Source organism: Heyndrickxia sp. FSL W8-0496, assembly GCF_038007825.1.
Classification (GTDB): domain Bacteria; phylum Bacillota; class Bacilli; order Bacillales; family Bacillaceae_C; genus Heyndrickxia; species Heyndrickxia oleronia.
Window position 1 is genome coordinate 992,810 of sequence record NZ_JBBOXX010000001.1, and the last position, 14,576, is coordinate 1,007,385.

Sequence of the window (14,576 nt, forward strand, 5' to 3'; positions counted from 1 at the left end):
GGAAAAAAGTATGAATTTATGCTCAAAATGTGGTGGGCAATTAAAAGAGGATTCCAAATTTTGTCCATCATGTGGTTCTTCTGTAGGGGGAGGAAACCAGGATTCTATGCAAGAAGCATCTGCGGCTCTTGAGGCACATATACCTCTTGATGAACCGGAAAAGCAACCTGCTAGAAAACCATTTAAAGGAAAAGTCATCGCTATTTTGGCAGCCATCTTATTGATTGGTGCGGGGACTGTTTCCGCCTTTGTATTCAAAAAATCACCTAAGGAACTTTATTTACTATCAGAATATAATTCTTTCAAAAATATGACGAAAGAAATTGATGAAAATTATGGGGACAGTATTGCCTTTCAAAAGGATATGCTAGAAAAACCATCAAGTTCAACGGTAAATATAAGTGGAAACTTTAAACTTGATGATGCGCTAATGACTCCTGAAATTGAAATGGTACAAGAAATTTTAAATGGCGTATCTATTGCAGTAAAAAGTGACCAAGATCCAAAAAAGGAAGCAGGACACCATACGCTTTCTTTAAATCTAGATAAGGAAAAGGCACTTGATGTTGAAGTTTTCCAATCAAAAGAACAGTTAGGGCTAAAAGTACCTACACTATATGATAAAGCATTGTATTTAAATACGAATGAATTTGGCGACTTTATGCGTATGAGTGATCCTTATTACAATGGTCCAGATACACTTGATCTATCCAATACTAGTTTAAAGGATATTGAATTTACGGATAGTGAAAAGAAATATTTAGCAACAAGATATGGAAAATTCCTTAATGACCAATTAAAAGATGAATATTTTACTTTAAAAAAAGGAGTAGAATATAAGTTTAAAGGGGAGACATTAAAGTTACGTCAAGTAACATTAGATATGTCACCAAAAGAAGCTACTACTGTTCTGACCAATTTATTAGATCATTTAAAGGCAGATAAAAAATTCCAAGATATGCTTGCTAAGCGCTTTGTCGAATTAACAAAAACCCAAGCGATGGCTAGTGAAGTAAATGGAGTAAAGATGGATGAAGCATGGTTCAAAAAGGAAATGAATCGTGCAATTGAAGATATTAAGGATGATTTAAAAGATAAAGAGGTTAAAGGTGGAATTAAGTCGGTTCTACTAATCAATGATAAAGAGCAAGTGGTTGATCGTAAAATGACAATGGGAACAGAAAAGGGAGAAGAGCCAGTTAAATTAACAATCTCCACGAAAAATGTCCCTTATGGCGACAAGAAACAATTTAAAGAGTTTCATTTCCTTATGAATGATTATAATTCAAAAGAAGAAGTTTCAATTAAAGTAAATAATGATATTGATGAAAAGAAAAAAGAGCAGCGTAAAGAAAAATTGACTGCTGAACTTTCTGTTTCAGATCCTGGAGAAGAGTCAGGGTCAATCAAATTTACGATGAATTCGAATTATGATGGAAAGATGAATGAAAAGCATCAAGTAAAAAGAGATTTCAACATCGGGTTTTCGGGACCAAATTTTGTTGAAATTCCATCAGATTTTGATTTGAGTGGGACAATAAATCAAACAAATGACGTGAATGTAAAGAAAAACTACCAAAAAGATGTAATGGATATTAAATTAAATGTAAAGGCAGAAGGAATGGGAGGATCCGTCTCATTAAAGGTTGATTCTGAAACAAAATTAAAAGATAGTCTAACGATTCCAAAAGCCGATCAGAATGGAATTAATATCACTAAAATCACTCCGGAACAAATGATGGATATTCAGGAAAAAGTTATGGTTAATATTCAAGGTTTAGTGGAAAGTTTGGGACTTCAAGACATGTTCACTGGACCAATGGATGATGAGTATTATCTAGAAGATGAAGAGTACTCCGGGATTTAAGTAAGCTTTTAGGGCACCATCCAATTATTGGGTGGTGCCTGAAGTATTTTTGAACCTAAATAATCTCAATAGGGGGTGTGAGCTTGGGGAATTTTACTATATTCCTATCTTTCTATGTAAAAGCTTTATTTAGTAGTAAAAAAGTCATCTTTGCTATTATTTTTATTCCTATTTTATTTATTTCAGGTATTGGTTTAATTGGTAGTCAATTGTTTCAACAAGAATCCCGTGTACAACCATTTCAGGTCGCAATTGTTAACGAGGATCCTACCTTTGAAACAAAAATGGTTATTAAGCAGCTCACAGACAACGATCATTTAAATCAACTAATGGAAACGATTCAAACGAACCAAACCCATGCTGATGAGCTGCTAAATCAGAATGAAATAGCGGGAGTTATTTATATACCTAAGGGGTTTAGTGGAAATGTTGCTCAAGGCGAGAATACCCCCGTTCAAGTAGTTGGGAATCAAAGGCGTCCATTGCAATCACAATTAATCCACTACTTACTGAAAAGTGCTGCCGACCTTACATCTGCAGCGCAAAGTGGAATCAATACGGTCAATGATTTTATGGTAGAAAATGATTTTCCTAAAGATGTAAGAAAAAAAGAACTCCGAAAAAATATAGTAACCTATGCACTACATGTGTTAGGACGTGGCCAGGTGTTTGAAGAGGTGAAAAAAGCATCATTGTTTCAGGAAGACATTCTACAATACTACGCTATTTCCTTTTTTATTCTATTATTAATGATTTGGGGATTTTGTGGTCAATTATTACTTTCATCACGAATTAACCAATCGGTGAGTTTGCGATTATTGTCATACGGTATTACACCACTTCAGATTATTGCAGCTAAATTTGTTGCTCTATTTCTATTGGTAATGGGTTGTTCTTTAATAATAGGAATTCCAATGATCATTTGGATGGAATTAGCACCTTGGTCATTTGTTTTTGGATCGATACTGATCTCATTTGTCTTTTCCTTGTTCTTCCTCATGCTGGAATCCCTTTTTCAAAGGGAAAAAGTGTTTCTACTTATGGGAGTTATTTTCATATTAGTTGGAGCCATTGTTGGTGGACATCTTATTCCGACCGTATATTATCCATCTTGGTTGGAGCAAATGAGTAGTTACTCGGTGAATGCATGGGCACTTACCTTTATGCTTGAAATTTTCCATGGGGAATGGACGTCCTCTTTGAGTCATTCATTTAAGCTTCTACTCCTATCATCCTGTGGATTTCTATTCATTTCCATTTTGCTTAATGCCAGGAAAAGGAGGTTCCTTTAAGAATGGGGATTCTAATTCAAAAATTAAAATATATATTTTATAAGCCATGGATGATGTTCTTTTTTCTTTTTCCTATCGCTGCTACATTTTTCTTCGGCTTTCTTTTTGAGAAACAGCAGCAAGAATTAGTTATCCCAATTGCAGTTGTGAATGAAGACCAACATCATTTTTCAAAGACAGTGGTTAAACAATTGAAGAATGAACCAAGATTAGTTGTAAGTGAGACAACAGCCAGTAACGCAGAAAAACTACTTGTACGGAATGCTGTTGACAGTGTTTTTTACATAAAGAGAGATTTTCAAGAACGGTTAATGGATGAAGACTGGGAAGAAACAATCGAGTTATGGACCTCCCCAACTTCTTTAGCTACAGGAGTAGTAAGGGAGCTTGTAGCAAGCAAGATAACCCGGTTGACGACCACCATTAAAGCATCAAATCGTGTAGTAAATTTAATGGAGAGAAGGTTTGGAAAGCTTAGCGAATCGAACCAATTATGGAATAAAGCTTATGAATATACTGATAAACAATGGGAACCAGAGCCTTTAATGACAATCGACTATCGTGATAATGGAGATAAGAGGGCTAAAGAAAGCAAAGAAAACATTGATTTTACCTCATTTTTAGGACTTTGGAGTTTTTTTACTATGCTTGCTTGTTTCTTTACTTCAGATTGGATCGTAAAGGAGAGGAAAAAGATCTTTCCGCGGATTCAAACGATGAATAGAGGATTGATGGGGTATTTGCTGCAAAGCTCAGGTGCCAATCTATTTTTTCATATCATTCAATTAACAATCAGCTATTTCATATTGGTTCACTTTCATATGATTGAGTCTAGCCTAAGAATGTTTATAATGATGGTCCTTTTTATCATCTTTTGTATAGCTTTATGTTCAGGTGTAGCTAGTTTTATCTCTCATCCAGGGACATACTATATTGCTGGATTTTTCATAACCTTTTTGATAGGGATTATCGGGGGGAGTTTTTTTCCGATTGGAGACATTACTCCATCGCTTGCAGCTTTATCTTATTGGATGCCGCAAAGCTTCTTTATTTTAGATTCCGCATCCGCGGTTAACTATTCCTTTTTCTTAATATTAGTGAGTGTCATCCTATGGGGGATGGCCATTTGGAGGTTAAAGAAGGTCAAATGATAACTATTTCAAGGATATCAAAGCAATTTGGAAAAAAAGCGATTTTACAGGATGTATCATTGGAAATTAAAAAGGGAGAGGTATTTGGATTATTAGGTCCGAATGGGGCAGGAAAATCAACCTTGCTTTCCATTTTAGCAACTATTTCTCAGCCTTCCACTGGCTCTGTGACGGTGAAACAATTAGATTTAGTTAAGCAAAAAAAACAAGCGAGACAACTAATCGGGTATGTTCCACAAGATATTTCACTTTGGGAAGATATGACTGTCAAAGAGAACTTAGTTTTTTGGAGTAAATTTACAAAAGGTAAGGTATCAATTAAGAAATTATTTGAGATTTGTCAAACCGTTCACTTAGAGGAAAAATGGACAGAAAAGGTATCAAAGCTATCGGGAGGGATGAAGCGTAAACTAAATATTGCCGTTGCACTTATCCATGATCCTGATGTTTTATTAATGGATGAGCCAACGGTTGGTATTGATCTTCAATCGAAATTGGAAATCAATCAATATATAAAGAAGCTTTCGGAACAAGGAAAAACGATTGTTTATACGACACACGATATGAGTGAAATTCTTTTTCTTTGTGATCGGATTGGTGTATTAAAACAAGGTAAGATCCATTTTCTCGGAACCATTAATGATGCCAAAGACATGATGAAAGAACAAACTCCATTACAGACAGATGAACAAGTAATGTATCGATTATTAAATGAATAGAAAATAACCGCATGTTATAATTTTGATAGAGACATTAATAGAAAGGGGTATATTATTGGAAATAAAAAAGATTACACCGAAACAATTAGATGAAATAAGGAAAAGAAATGATAATTTGTTTGTTTTAGATGTGAGAGCCCAGGAAAAGTTTATGAATGATCATATAGAAGACTCTTATAATATTCCAAAAACAAGCATCTTTAATTTCGAAGAATCGGAGGATAATATTAAAGAAGTTCTTTCTAAAAGTGAAAAAATCATCGTTACTTGTACTACCGGTAACTCCGCAATGAAATGTGCAAAAATATTAGCAGAGCACGATTATAATGTACAGGTGTTAGAAGGCGGTTTGACAGCATGGAAGGAGTATCTGGAGGGGAAAAATATCTAAAATAGAAGAGGTATTGAAATGGAGTTTTATAAACGAGTGATAGTTACAATAATTCTAATTTCAATCGTGATATGTTTTGCCTTTATTTGGGGATTTTTATTTAGTAAATTAGAAAAAAATTATATAAAAATGATTAGTACTAAAAAAGGTAAAAGTTTAATAGTGGGAACAACTATCATAGTCCAGTTAATAATTGTTTTGGCTATTTCCTTTTTATATAAATATGATTTTATCGAAACACTTTTTGTTGTAAGTTTTTTACTAATCGGTATAACGTGGATATATAATTATTTTAGAAATTACTCACTTAATCAACAAGAAGTTTTAGATAAATATTATGGTGGAGTACAGTACAATGTGAAAGTATTTAAAGTAAAGTTAAGTTAAGTCCTTTTTATATAGGAATATATACATTATATTATTTACCATATTTCTTATGATTCATTATTTATGAGCATATTATTAAAGAGATATTGTCCAATAGGTAGGTGACTTAAAACCATCTGCCTATTGGACAACTGCTAAAGGCAGTCAGGTATACCTTAAAGGTCGTTTGAAACTTGAAATAATACCTGGAAAATCAAGAAAGAAAAAATCTGCATTTCCGGGCAGAACCAAGTGGAAAGAAAAGAGTTGCCCGGTATTTGCAAGATCTAAATGATTAGAAGCAATTAGATCACGCATGTATTGATATAATTATAGACGTGTTCCTGTTTGTTACTCGTTTATTGCACCCATACTTTTTAAAAGATTCCTTGCATCTTCATTGAGGTAGCTAATAATATCTTCTCTTAGGAATAGTTTGGCCTTACTTTTTAATACTAGTTTAATTCCTCTTAAGTCAAAATTATAAGCATATGTATTGATGGAGTTTATAACTGCCTTTTCCTGCTTTGTAAGAGGTGGGTAGCCAGATTCAAGTCTTTCTTTAACAAAGTTAAATATTTCTCGTGCATTACTTTTCAATAAATATTTATGGTCCTCTAAAATAATTAAATTTTCTTCAATGTATCTTCGGGCAGAAAGGAAGTCGAGATCTTCCGTACATTGATTGATTTTTTGTCCTAATTCCTGGATGTCCAAATAATTTCACCTTTTTCAACTTATTTTTAAGCGTGTAAACTCAAAATCTTGGAATTTATTAAGGAGATTCCCATAAGATGTAGATCTTTTTTATAACTTCATGAGAAATAACAACAAAGTAATAGAAAAGATCCTTTTTCTTTAAGAAGCAATTTTCAATTATTTATAATTATAACTTAACTGATTCATCCATATAACCAAGGATTTTCCTATTTTTCTTCCAAATAAAGGGTAACAGGCACTCTCGATGTTTTATTTCCTTGCTTAACAGTTGATATGAAATAACGAGAGTTTTTATTTTTCCAGAGTGTAACATCCCTACTTTTTCCCCAGAAGTAATCTTCCAACTAAACAGCAATTCAACTATTGTCCCTATTTTATAGGCTCTTTTCTCAAACATTGTTGCTATTTAAGTAAGGTTATAACTAATAAATATCAACTGAGGACCGCTACACGTTTCATTTTACTGAGAAAAGAGCTTTTCAAAAAATCGGATTAAGTCATTTGAATAATCAAACTATTTCACTATTATTAGTGAATGAAATTGGTCTGTAAACGCTTGCATGTGGAGGCTATAATTTAATTATGGATATCCGAGCTATGACTACTAGTAGTGTGGTGATAAATATGTTAACAACTAGATCAGCTCAAATAGTAATGAAGCTATTGGAAGCGGAAAAATCACTTAGAACGAAGGATTTATCGACAGACTTGAATGTAAGTACGAGAACAATCAAATCCGATTTAGAGCAAGTTCGTCAGTGGTTCCAGCATCAAAATGTCTCCTTTTTTTCCCAGCCGAACAAAGGGTATTGGATCGAATGTGATGAAAATGAAAGAATACAGCTATATAAATCCGTGATGGAATATACCAATAGGTCTTTCTATCCGGATCAAAAACTTCGGATTGAGAAGATTCTCTATCTCTTTTTCTCACAGAAAGGCTATATTACCGCATCACAAATTTCGAACTATCTACAAGTAAGTAGAAATACTGTATTAAGTGATTTAAAGCATGCAGAAGAATTTATCCAATCTTGGATGGTCAAATTAGAGAGAAAACCACGGGTGGGGTATCGGCTAGTTGGAGAAGAAATTCATATTCGTCTACTATTTGAACATGTTATTCAGGAAAGCCTAACGAATTATGATATGTATTCAATGATTTTGAATAATGAATCAGAGAGAATCGATTTATTTAAATTCAGATTTATTGAGGGAATTCAACCAAAGTTTGATGTCATTCTTCAATATATTCGGTGCGTTTTAAAAAAGGAAAATACGAATTTTATTTTTCATGCAGAAATTCTTTCTATCTTTATACGCTTAATTATCTTTCTTGTCAGAATGGAATGTGAATACACGATTGGCAGTTATCGCTTATTAAAGTCTCATCAACAGAACTCCGCATCATCGAAATTTATTCTTCAAGTGATGATAAGCATATGCAATGAATTCGATCTTCCTTTACTTGAAGACGAATTTCTCTACATCCAACGTAATTTTCTCCTTGGAGATAAAGAAATGAATTTGCTGACGATAATAGAGGAATTGATTCGGTATGTCAGCAAAAAAGAAAAAATACCATTTCACAAAGATACGAAATTATTTAATAATCTCTTATCACATCTATCTTTGCGCTTCGAGAAAAATACGACATACGTGAGCGAAGTAAATCCATTTATTCATGAAATCAAAAGAAAAAATACTTCATTATTTACAAGTATAAAAGAGGTATGCGTAAAACTGTTTAAAAAGCATACGAGCATCGTTCAGGATTCATTTGTCTCCTTTATCGCTTTGCATTTTCTCGTATCCTATGAAAATGAATTTACGAAGAAGCCAACAATTAAAGCTCTTTATGTTTGTTCAACTGGGAGGGGAGTAGCTCGACTTATTAAAAATAGAGTAGAGCGCGAAATAGGGAATATTCATATTACCACCTATTGTTCAGTGTTGGAAGTTGAAGAGATAAGTAAAAATGAAGAGATTGATTTAATCGTAAGTGTGTTTCCTCTCAAATCGACCATTCCTGTTGTTCTCGTTGAACCTGTTCCAACGGAAGAAAATATACAGGCCATTCGTGAAAAGGTAAATGGACTTTTGAAGGAAAGAAACACAGAGACCTATGAAACGAAAATATATGAAGAAGAAAACGAACCTATTGATTACGAAATGATGAGTCAGGAAGTCATAATCAAAGGTTTTGAAATATCCTATAGGATACTTAATCTACTATCTAATCAAATTTCTGAAGAACGAAAAAAGGGATTGCAGGTCCATCTTTTTCTCATGATCCATCGATATTATTTTCACAAGCAATATGATCAATTTATTCATCAATCTTCGCTTCAGCAAAATGATGAGATATTAGTGAAAATAATGGATATTTTACATCAAAATCGAATTTATATTAATGAAGCAGAGCAACGAGCGTTACTACAATATTTTCAGCTGACTGGATGTGATCAAACATGACAGAAGGGCTATTGTTAAAAAATGGTTGGGTAATTGACCCGGAAACTGAAAAAACGATAAAAAAAGATGTGCTTATAATTGATGGAAAATTCATTCAACTCGAAAGCGATAAGACGGCCACTGTAATGGAACTAGATGTAACAGGATGCTATGTTGCTCCGGGATTTATTGACATGCATGTTCATGTTTTTGAAGCAGAAACGACACTTGGTATTAATCCTGACCTAGTGGGGATAAATCAGGGAGTAACAACTATTGTGGATGCAGGAAGTTCTGGTGTGAATGATTTTCCTACCTTTAAAACAAAAATTATTGACCAAAACCAAACCGAAGTTCTTGCCTTTTTGAATATCTCTCGTAATGGGCTGTGCTCAGGATTATCGGAATTAGCAAATATGAATGATCTGATGACAGTTGATGAACTTCAAGAACTTTTAAAAATGCAAACCGATATCGTTGGATTAAAGGCAAGAATGAGTCATTCAGTAGTGAAGGATAATGGAGTTAAACCGCTAGAATATGCGAGAAGATTAGCTGATTTAAGTCAATTACCAATCATGGTTCATATCGGCAATGCTCCTCCTGAATTAATAGAAATTCTCCCCTTATTACAAAAAGAGGATATTGTTACCCATGCTTTTCATGGGAAAAAAGGGGGAATCTTGAGCAATGAGGGGAAACTTATAGATGCAGCACATGATGCAATTAAAAGAGGAGTTTTGTTCGATGTGGGCCATGGGACATCCAGTTTCTCTTTTCAAACGATGAAAACGTATAAAAAAAACTATCCTTACCCTTTTACGACAAGTACTGATATTTATCTAGGAAACTACGATAAACCAGTTGGAAGCTTAATGACCACAATGTCAAAGCTTCTTGCCCTCGGCTATAGCCTAGAGGAATTGGTTGCCTCGGTTACTGCGAGACCAAAAAAAGCACTACGTTTATCTGAACAGGGATGCTTTACTCCTGGAACAAGGGCAGATGTAACCATTTTTAAGTTAATTGACAAGAGGGAAATATTAATTGATTCTCAAGGCGAGGGGATGGAAGTAAGCAAAATGTTAGTTCCACATATTACGATACGACAGGGAAGGGTTGTTTATAAAGCGAAATGAATAAAACGAATTTCACCGAAGAGGAAAAATTGTTATTTATAAAAAGTGGAGATGAGAAGCTGTGTGAGCACGTATTTGAACTTTCACGAAAAGAATGTGAAATAAGACAAATCACAATGACGCCTATCCAACAGGTAGCTCTTATATCACATCTTTCAGCAATGGTTCACCGTTCTTTAACAAAGGAAAAGCTTGCTGCTATTGATCGATCATTATTTTCAGAGATATCTCAGGAATCGTTTTGGATTGCGAAAAAAGTAAAAGAAGCACTAGAACACTTGGATGAAGATGAAATTTATTTATTATCCATTCATTTTGAGATAGCTAAACACAATTCATAACTATAGGAGGAATGGAACATGAGTGAACAAGTTATTGTCGTGATTGGTGATCGTTTAGGAAAAGGACAAAATGTAGCAAAAGGTGTGGAGGCAGCAGGTGGAAAGGCGATTGTTGTTGCAGGATTCGGTGCGGATATGCGGCTTGGAGATGAAATGAATGCTCACAATGCGAACCTAGGTATATCATTTTGCGGAAGTGGTGGGGCTGGTGCCATTACGGCGCAATCCAAATATGGCTATCAAGCACGATATGGCATGCGCTCCATCGATGAGGGGATTACAGCGATTCGTGATGGAATAAAAGTTTTAGGTTTTGGCTTCATGGATGTTGAAGAATTGGGAAAACGAATTACGGAGGAGTACATCAAACTAAATGGATAATAACAACTATAAAAGACTTCAGCAAACGGTTCGTGTTGAAGGAAAAGGGCAATCTAAGGAACATGCAATGGCAAATGCATTAAGTAAAATTCAAAAAAAAGTAAATGCCGAATTGAATGGAATGATCATTCGAATTGAACCAATGAACATCGATATTGTATCTGCAATAGAAGAAATCTATGCAGAACGCTTTTTACTCTTTTTCTTCCCGAGAAGTAGGAGTCAATTCCAGGTAGTCATGGATGTAACAGTAGATCTGTTTCTCGTAAATATAGAAAATATTGATTTTAAAAAGAAACAAAGGGGATGAATTCATGGAGTTTTTCGTGATTCTATTAAAATCTCTAATTATAGGGAGCTTAGTGGGCTTTGGTGTTGGAGCGGGTGCTGCACGTATGTTTCATGCACCAAAAGTTCAAGGGATGGGGGCTTTTAGAACATTAGGAGAACTAAATGCCTGTGCAGGTGATGCTGTATCCCATTTTTCATTTGGATTAGGCTTCTTCTTTAATGCTTGGGCGTCATCAGTTGGTGCAGGAGCATTTACACAGGATGTAGATCATCGAATTATCCCAAACTGGGCTGCTGCGATACTAATCGGTAGGGGAAAAAAGGTAGAAGATACGCTACATAATCCAAAGAAAATGGCGTTTGTCGGTGCTTTAGTAGGAATGGTCGTGGTTACCTTCTTAAACTCAACTGCTTCGGCAATTCCAGAATCAATGCAGGCTATTGCTGTGAAAGTATTAGTTCCTGCTGCCAATCTATTAATTAATCCTGTCATGCCTGTTATTTTCTGGCTAGCAGCATTAGATGCAGGAAAGCGTTCGGGGATGTGGGGAACGATTTTTGGTGGGCTTGCTCACCTCATAATGGGAAATGCAGTACCAGGTGTTGTATTAGGAATATTAATTGGAAAAGGTGTAGATGATGGTGGCTGGAATAGAGTAACGAAGACACTTCTTATATCGGTTATTATTTTATTCGTATTAAGTGGGTTTTTCCGTGGCTTCGATATGAATTTCATCCAAAGCTTGCATTTAGACGTTCCAGTATGGTTAACAGATTTACACAACCTTATTAGTGGGGGAGGAAAATAATAGTGGAAACAATAAATACAAGAAGCTTCTGGTATGCAGATTGGTCTTTCCCAATTTTTGTCGCCTTTTTATCAGCTGGGATTTTTGCTGGTACACATATGTATTATGTGTATCATATAGGAGCCTTTAATGATGTAGCGATTGTCGCTATGCTTGAGGCAGGCATGAAAGGTGGCGGCTATGGTGCGGCTGCAGCATTTGGTGCAAGCTTTTTGTTTGCACGTGTGCTGGAAGGGTCCTTAGTAGGAATTTTGGATATTGGTGGATCTCTTCAAACCGGAATTGGAATCGGAGTTCCAGCGTTGATGCTTGGTGCAGGATTTGTCGCACCGATTAGTAATTTTATTTTATCTTTAATCACAGGGATTGTTCTAGGATTAGTAGTTGGTTACGCAGTAATTGGGTTGAAAAAGTTTACCGTTGGAAAAGCAAATTCAACCTTCGGGTCAGATGTAATGATGGGAGCGGGGAACCAATCCGGACGTTTTTTAGGACCATTGATTGTACTCTCAGCCTGTGGGGCGTCTATTCCAATTGGGATCGGTTCGATTATTGGAGCAGCAATATTCTATGTATGGAAAAAACCAGTAGCAGGTGGGGCAATCTTAGGAGCAATGATCTTAGGAGCCATATTCCCGATAACATTGGAGTGATAAAACATGACAGTAAGTTTATTTGAAGAGTTTGGATTAAAAAAAATTATTAATGCAAGTGGAAAAATGACAGCATTAGGTGCATCAGCTGTTACAGATGAAGTTGCCAATGCATTAAAAACAGCAGCACAGGACTATGTAGATATTGATGAATTAATTGAGTATGCGGGAAAGGTGATCGCCCAGCATACAGGGGCAGAGGATGGTTGTCCGACCGTTGGTGCTGCTGCAGGAATTGCTATTTCGACGGCAGCAGTCATAACTGGAAATATTTTAAGCCTAATTGAAAGAATGCCGAATTCTGATGGATTAAAAAATGAAATTATCATTCAAAAGGGGCAAAATATTCATTTTGGAGGAAGTATAGATCAAATGATTCGCCTTGGTGGTGGTCATATAGTTGAAGTAGGTAGTGCAAACAAGGTTGAAAGTGAGCATATTGAACAAGCGATTACGGAAAAAACCGCTGCGCTTTTTTATGTAAAATCACACCATGCTGTGCAAAAAGGAATGCAATCGATTGAAACGATGCTTGAGATTTCTCATAAACACAATTTACCATTGATTATTGATGGTGCAGCAGAAAGTGATTTTAGAAAATATATAGATATGGGAGCAGATATCGTCATTTATAGTGGTGGTAAAGCATTGGAAGGACCGACCTCTGGGTTCATTTGTGGAAAGAAAAACTTTATGGAGGCTTGTCGTAAACAATATAAAGGAATTGGAAGAGCAATGAAAGTAGGAAAGGAAGCAATCTCTGGACTCATTGTTGCTTTAAATCAATATCCATTAAAGAACATTTGTGTGGATGAACAAATAACACGAATGACCGCATTGTGTGAAAAGCTAAATGAGGTAAACGGATTATCCTGCTCGATTCAACAAGATGAAGCTGGTCGCCCCATTTACAGAGCACAGATTGAAGTGGGAAAAAATGCTGCAGGTATTACAGCAGAAACATTACTTCATCAACTTGAATCGGGGAATCCAGCAATTTATTTAAGACATCACTATGTAAATATTGGAATTATTTCTGTTGATCCACGTCCACTTTTACCAGGTCAGGAAAATATTATCGCCGAACGAATTATCGCTATCATAAAGGAGGTAGAAGAAAAATAATGACCCAACAAAAAGTAATTTTTAATGTATTAGCTAAAGATATTACTAATGCCATAGAAATAGTAAAAGTTGCAGGTGACCGTATTCTTGTTGGCCTAATGGTAAAATCCTTCCCGGATGAACAAAGCATCATTAATGAAGTGAAGCTTTATAAGGATCATCATATTCCGGTATCAGTAGGTCTGGGTGCAGGCGACCCGACACAATGGAAAAAGGTGGCCGATGTATCTGTGAAAACAATCCCTGACCATATAAATCAAGTATTTCCTGCCTCAGCCTATACACTGGGGAGAATGGAAGAGGCAGGATCAACCGAGACCATTATTAATGCATTGATTGAGCCATCAGGGATTCCAGGAAAAGTGTTGATATCAACAGGTCCAAATAGTTCAAAATGGAGGGAAACAGTCTCAGTAGGACTTGCAGCTTCTATGCTTGCTGAAATAGGTGTGGATTCTGTTAAGTTTTACCCAATTGATGGTGATCAACGGTTAGATGAAGTGGCTGAAATGGTAAAAGCGGCAGCAGGTGCGGGAATCAAAGTATTTGAACCTACAGGCGGAATAACACTTGAAAATGTTGAACGTATTGTTCAGACATGCTTAGAAAATGGAGCACAAATAGTTATTCCGCATTTATATACATCCTTAGTGGATAAGGATAGTGGCGAAACGAGGATCAGCGATATTGAGCGATTGATTTCAATGGAATGGTAAGGTAAAAGCAGTCATTAATAGATGGCTGTTTTTACCTAAATGAGAAAATCTCTATTGACAAAATATTCTATGAAATTTTAAACTATTAAAAAGGGAAGAGATGAAGAGAGCCCATTAAAACAAATAAGAAACAGTAAGTTGGTCCATTAGTTTCTTAGTTG

At 35.4% G+C, this 14,576-nt stretch carries 16 protein-coding genes; 15 read left to right on the forward strand and 1 reads right to left on the reverse strand.

The annotated features are described in order from the left end of the window. Positions 1-10: 10 nt before the first annotated feature. The 6 genes from NST63_RS05085 to NST63_RS05110 all read left to right on the forward strand — a co-directional run bounded on the left by NST63_RS05085 (position 11) and on the right by NST63_RS05110 (position 5,807). Positions 11-1,867: a zinc-ribbon domain-containing protein gene (locus tag NST63_RS05085; protein WP_341041456.1), complete on the forward strand. Its 1,857-nt coding sequence runs from the start codon at positions 11-13 to the stop codon at positions 1,865-1,867. Between the two features lie 83 nt (positions 1,868-1,950). Further along, entirely contained in the window at positions 1,951-3,159 is a 1,209-nt protein-coding gene (locus tag NST63_RS05090) for an ABC transporter permease (protein WP_341041458.1), read from the forward strand. Positions 3,160-3,161: 2 nt separating this feature from the next. Continuing rightward, on the forward strand, positions 3,162-4,310 hold the full coding sequence (locus NST63_RS05095; protein WP_341041460.1) for an ABC transporter permease: 1,149 nt from the start codon (positions 3,162-3,164) through the stop codon (positions 4,308-4,310). Further along, the gene (locus NST63_RS05100; protein WP_242598232.1) at positions 4,286-5,029 is read left to right on the forward strand and encodes an ABC transporter ATP-binding protein; all 744 of its coding nucleotides are present in this window, start codon (positions 4,286-4,288) and stop codon (positions 5,027-5,029) included. The genes NST63_RS05095 and NST63_RS05100 overlap by 25 nt, the downstream gene beginning before the upstream one ends. Before the next feature lie 55 nt (positions 5,030-5,084). Further along, positions 5,085-5,420, forward strand: coding sequence for a rhodanese-like domain-containing protein (locus NST63_RS05105; RefSeq protein ID WP_341041461.1), 336 nt, complete (start codon positions 5,085-5,087; stop codon positions 5,418-5,420). A gap of 18 nt (positions 5,421-5,438) precedes the next feature. After that, positions 5,439-5,807, forward strand: coding sequence for a hypothetical protein (locus NST63_RS05110; protein ID WP_341041462.1), 369 nt, complete (start codon positions 5,439-5,441; stop codon positions 5,805-5,807). Between the two features lie 330 nt (positions 5,808-6,137). On the opposite strand, the gene NST63_RS05115 is transcribed toward NST63_RS05110, so the two are convergent. Then, the gene (locus NST63_RS05115) at positions 6,138-6,503 is read right to left on the reverse strand and encodes a hypothetical protein (protein WP_212944785.1); all 366 of its coding nucleotides are present in this window, start codon (positions 6,501-6,503) and stop codon (positions 6,138-6,140) included. 585 nt (positions 6,504-7,088) lie between these two features. Here NST63_RS05115 and NST63_RS05120 point away from each other — a divergent pair. From NST63_RS05120 to NST63_RS05160, 9 genes are read left to right on the forward strand one after another with little or no spacing between them, the layout of a single operon-like run. Then, positions 7,089-8,981: a BglG family transcription antiterminator gene (locus NST63_RS05120; RefSeq protein ID WP_341041463.1), complete on the forward strand. Its 1,893-nt coding sequence runs from the start codon at positions 7,089-7,091 to the stop codon at positions 8,979-8,981. Continuing rightward, on the forward strand, positions 8,978-10,099 hold the full coding sequence (locus NST63_RS05125; protein ID WP_341041464.1) for an amidohydrolase/deacetylase family metallohydrolase: 1,122 nt from the start codon (positions 8,978-8,980) through the stop codon (positions 10,097-10,099). Before NST63_RS05120 ends, NST63_RS05125 begins: the two co-directional genes overlap by 4 nt. A gap of 29 nt (positions 10,100-10,128) precedes the next feature. Further along, positions 10,129-10,440 carry a PRD domain-containing protein gene (locus NST63_RS05130; protein ID WP_341041466.1) on the forward strand — a complete coding sequence of 104 codons (312 nt, stop codon included), beginning with the start codon at positions 10,129-10,131 and terminating at the stop codon, positions 10,438-10,440. 18 nt (positions 10,441-10,458) lie between these two features. Next, the gene (locus NST63_RS05135; protein WP_180212021.1) at positions 10,459-10,821 is read left to right on the forward strand and encodes an SFCGS family glycine-rich protein; all 363 of its coding nucleotides are present in this window, start codon (positions 10,459-10,461) and stop codon (positions 10,819-10,821) included. Beyond that, the gene (locus NST63_RS05140; RefSeq protein WP_341041468.1) at positions 10,814-11,131 is read left to right on the forward strand and encodes a DUF4312 family protein; all 318 of its coding nucleotides are present in this window, start codon (positions 10,814-10,816) and stop codon (positions 11,129-11,131) included. The genes NST63_RS05135 and NST63_RS05140 overlap by 8 nt, the downstream gene beginning before the upstream one ends. A gap of 4 nt (positions 11,132-11,135) precedes the next feature. Further along, complete coding sequence (locus NST63_RS05145) at positions 11,136-11,921, forward strand: DUF4311 domain-containing protein (RefSeq protein WP_341041470.1); 786 nt, start codon at positions 11,136-11,138, stop codon at positions 11,919-11,921. Between the two features lie 2 nt (positions 11,922-11,923). Then, positions 11,924-12,574, forward strand: a complete 651-nt coding sequence (locus tag NST63_RS05150; RefSeq protein WP_373312660.1) for a DUF4310 family protein — start codon at positions 11,924-11,926, stop codon at positions 12,572-12,574. A 6-nt stretch (positions 12,575-12,580) separates the two neighbouring features. Continuing rightward, positions 12,581-13,699 carry a DgaE family pyridoxal phosphate-dependent ammonia lyase gene (locus NST63_RS05155; RefSeq protein ID WP_341041471.1) on the forward strand — a complete coding sequence of 373 codons (1,119 nt, stop codon included), beginning with the start codon at positions 12,581-12,583 and terminating at the stop codon, positions 13,697-13,699. After that, positions 13,699-14,415, forward strand: a complete 717-nt coding sequence (locus NST63_RS05160; RefSeq protein ID WP_341041472.1) for a KDGP aldolase — start codon at positions 13,699-13,701, stop codon at positions 14,413-14,415. The genes NST63_RS05155 and NST63_RS05160 overlap by 1 nt, the downstream gene beginning before the upstream one ends. Positions 14,416-14,576: the final 161 nt, after the last annotated feature.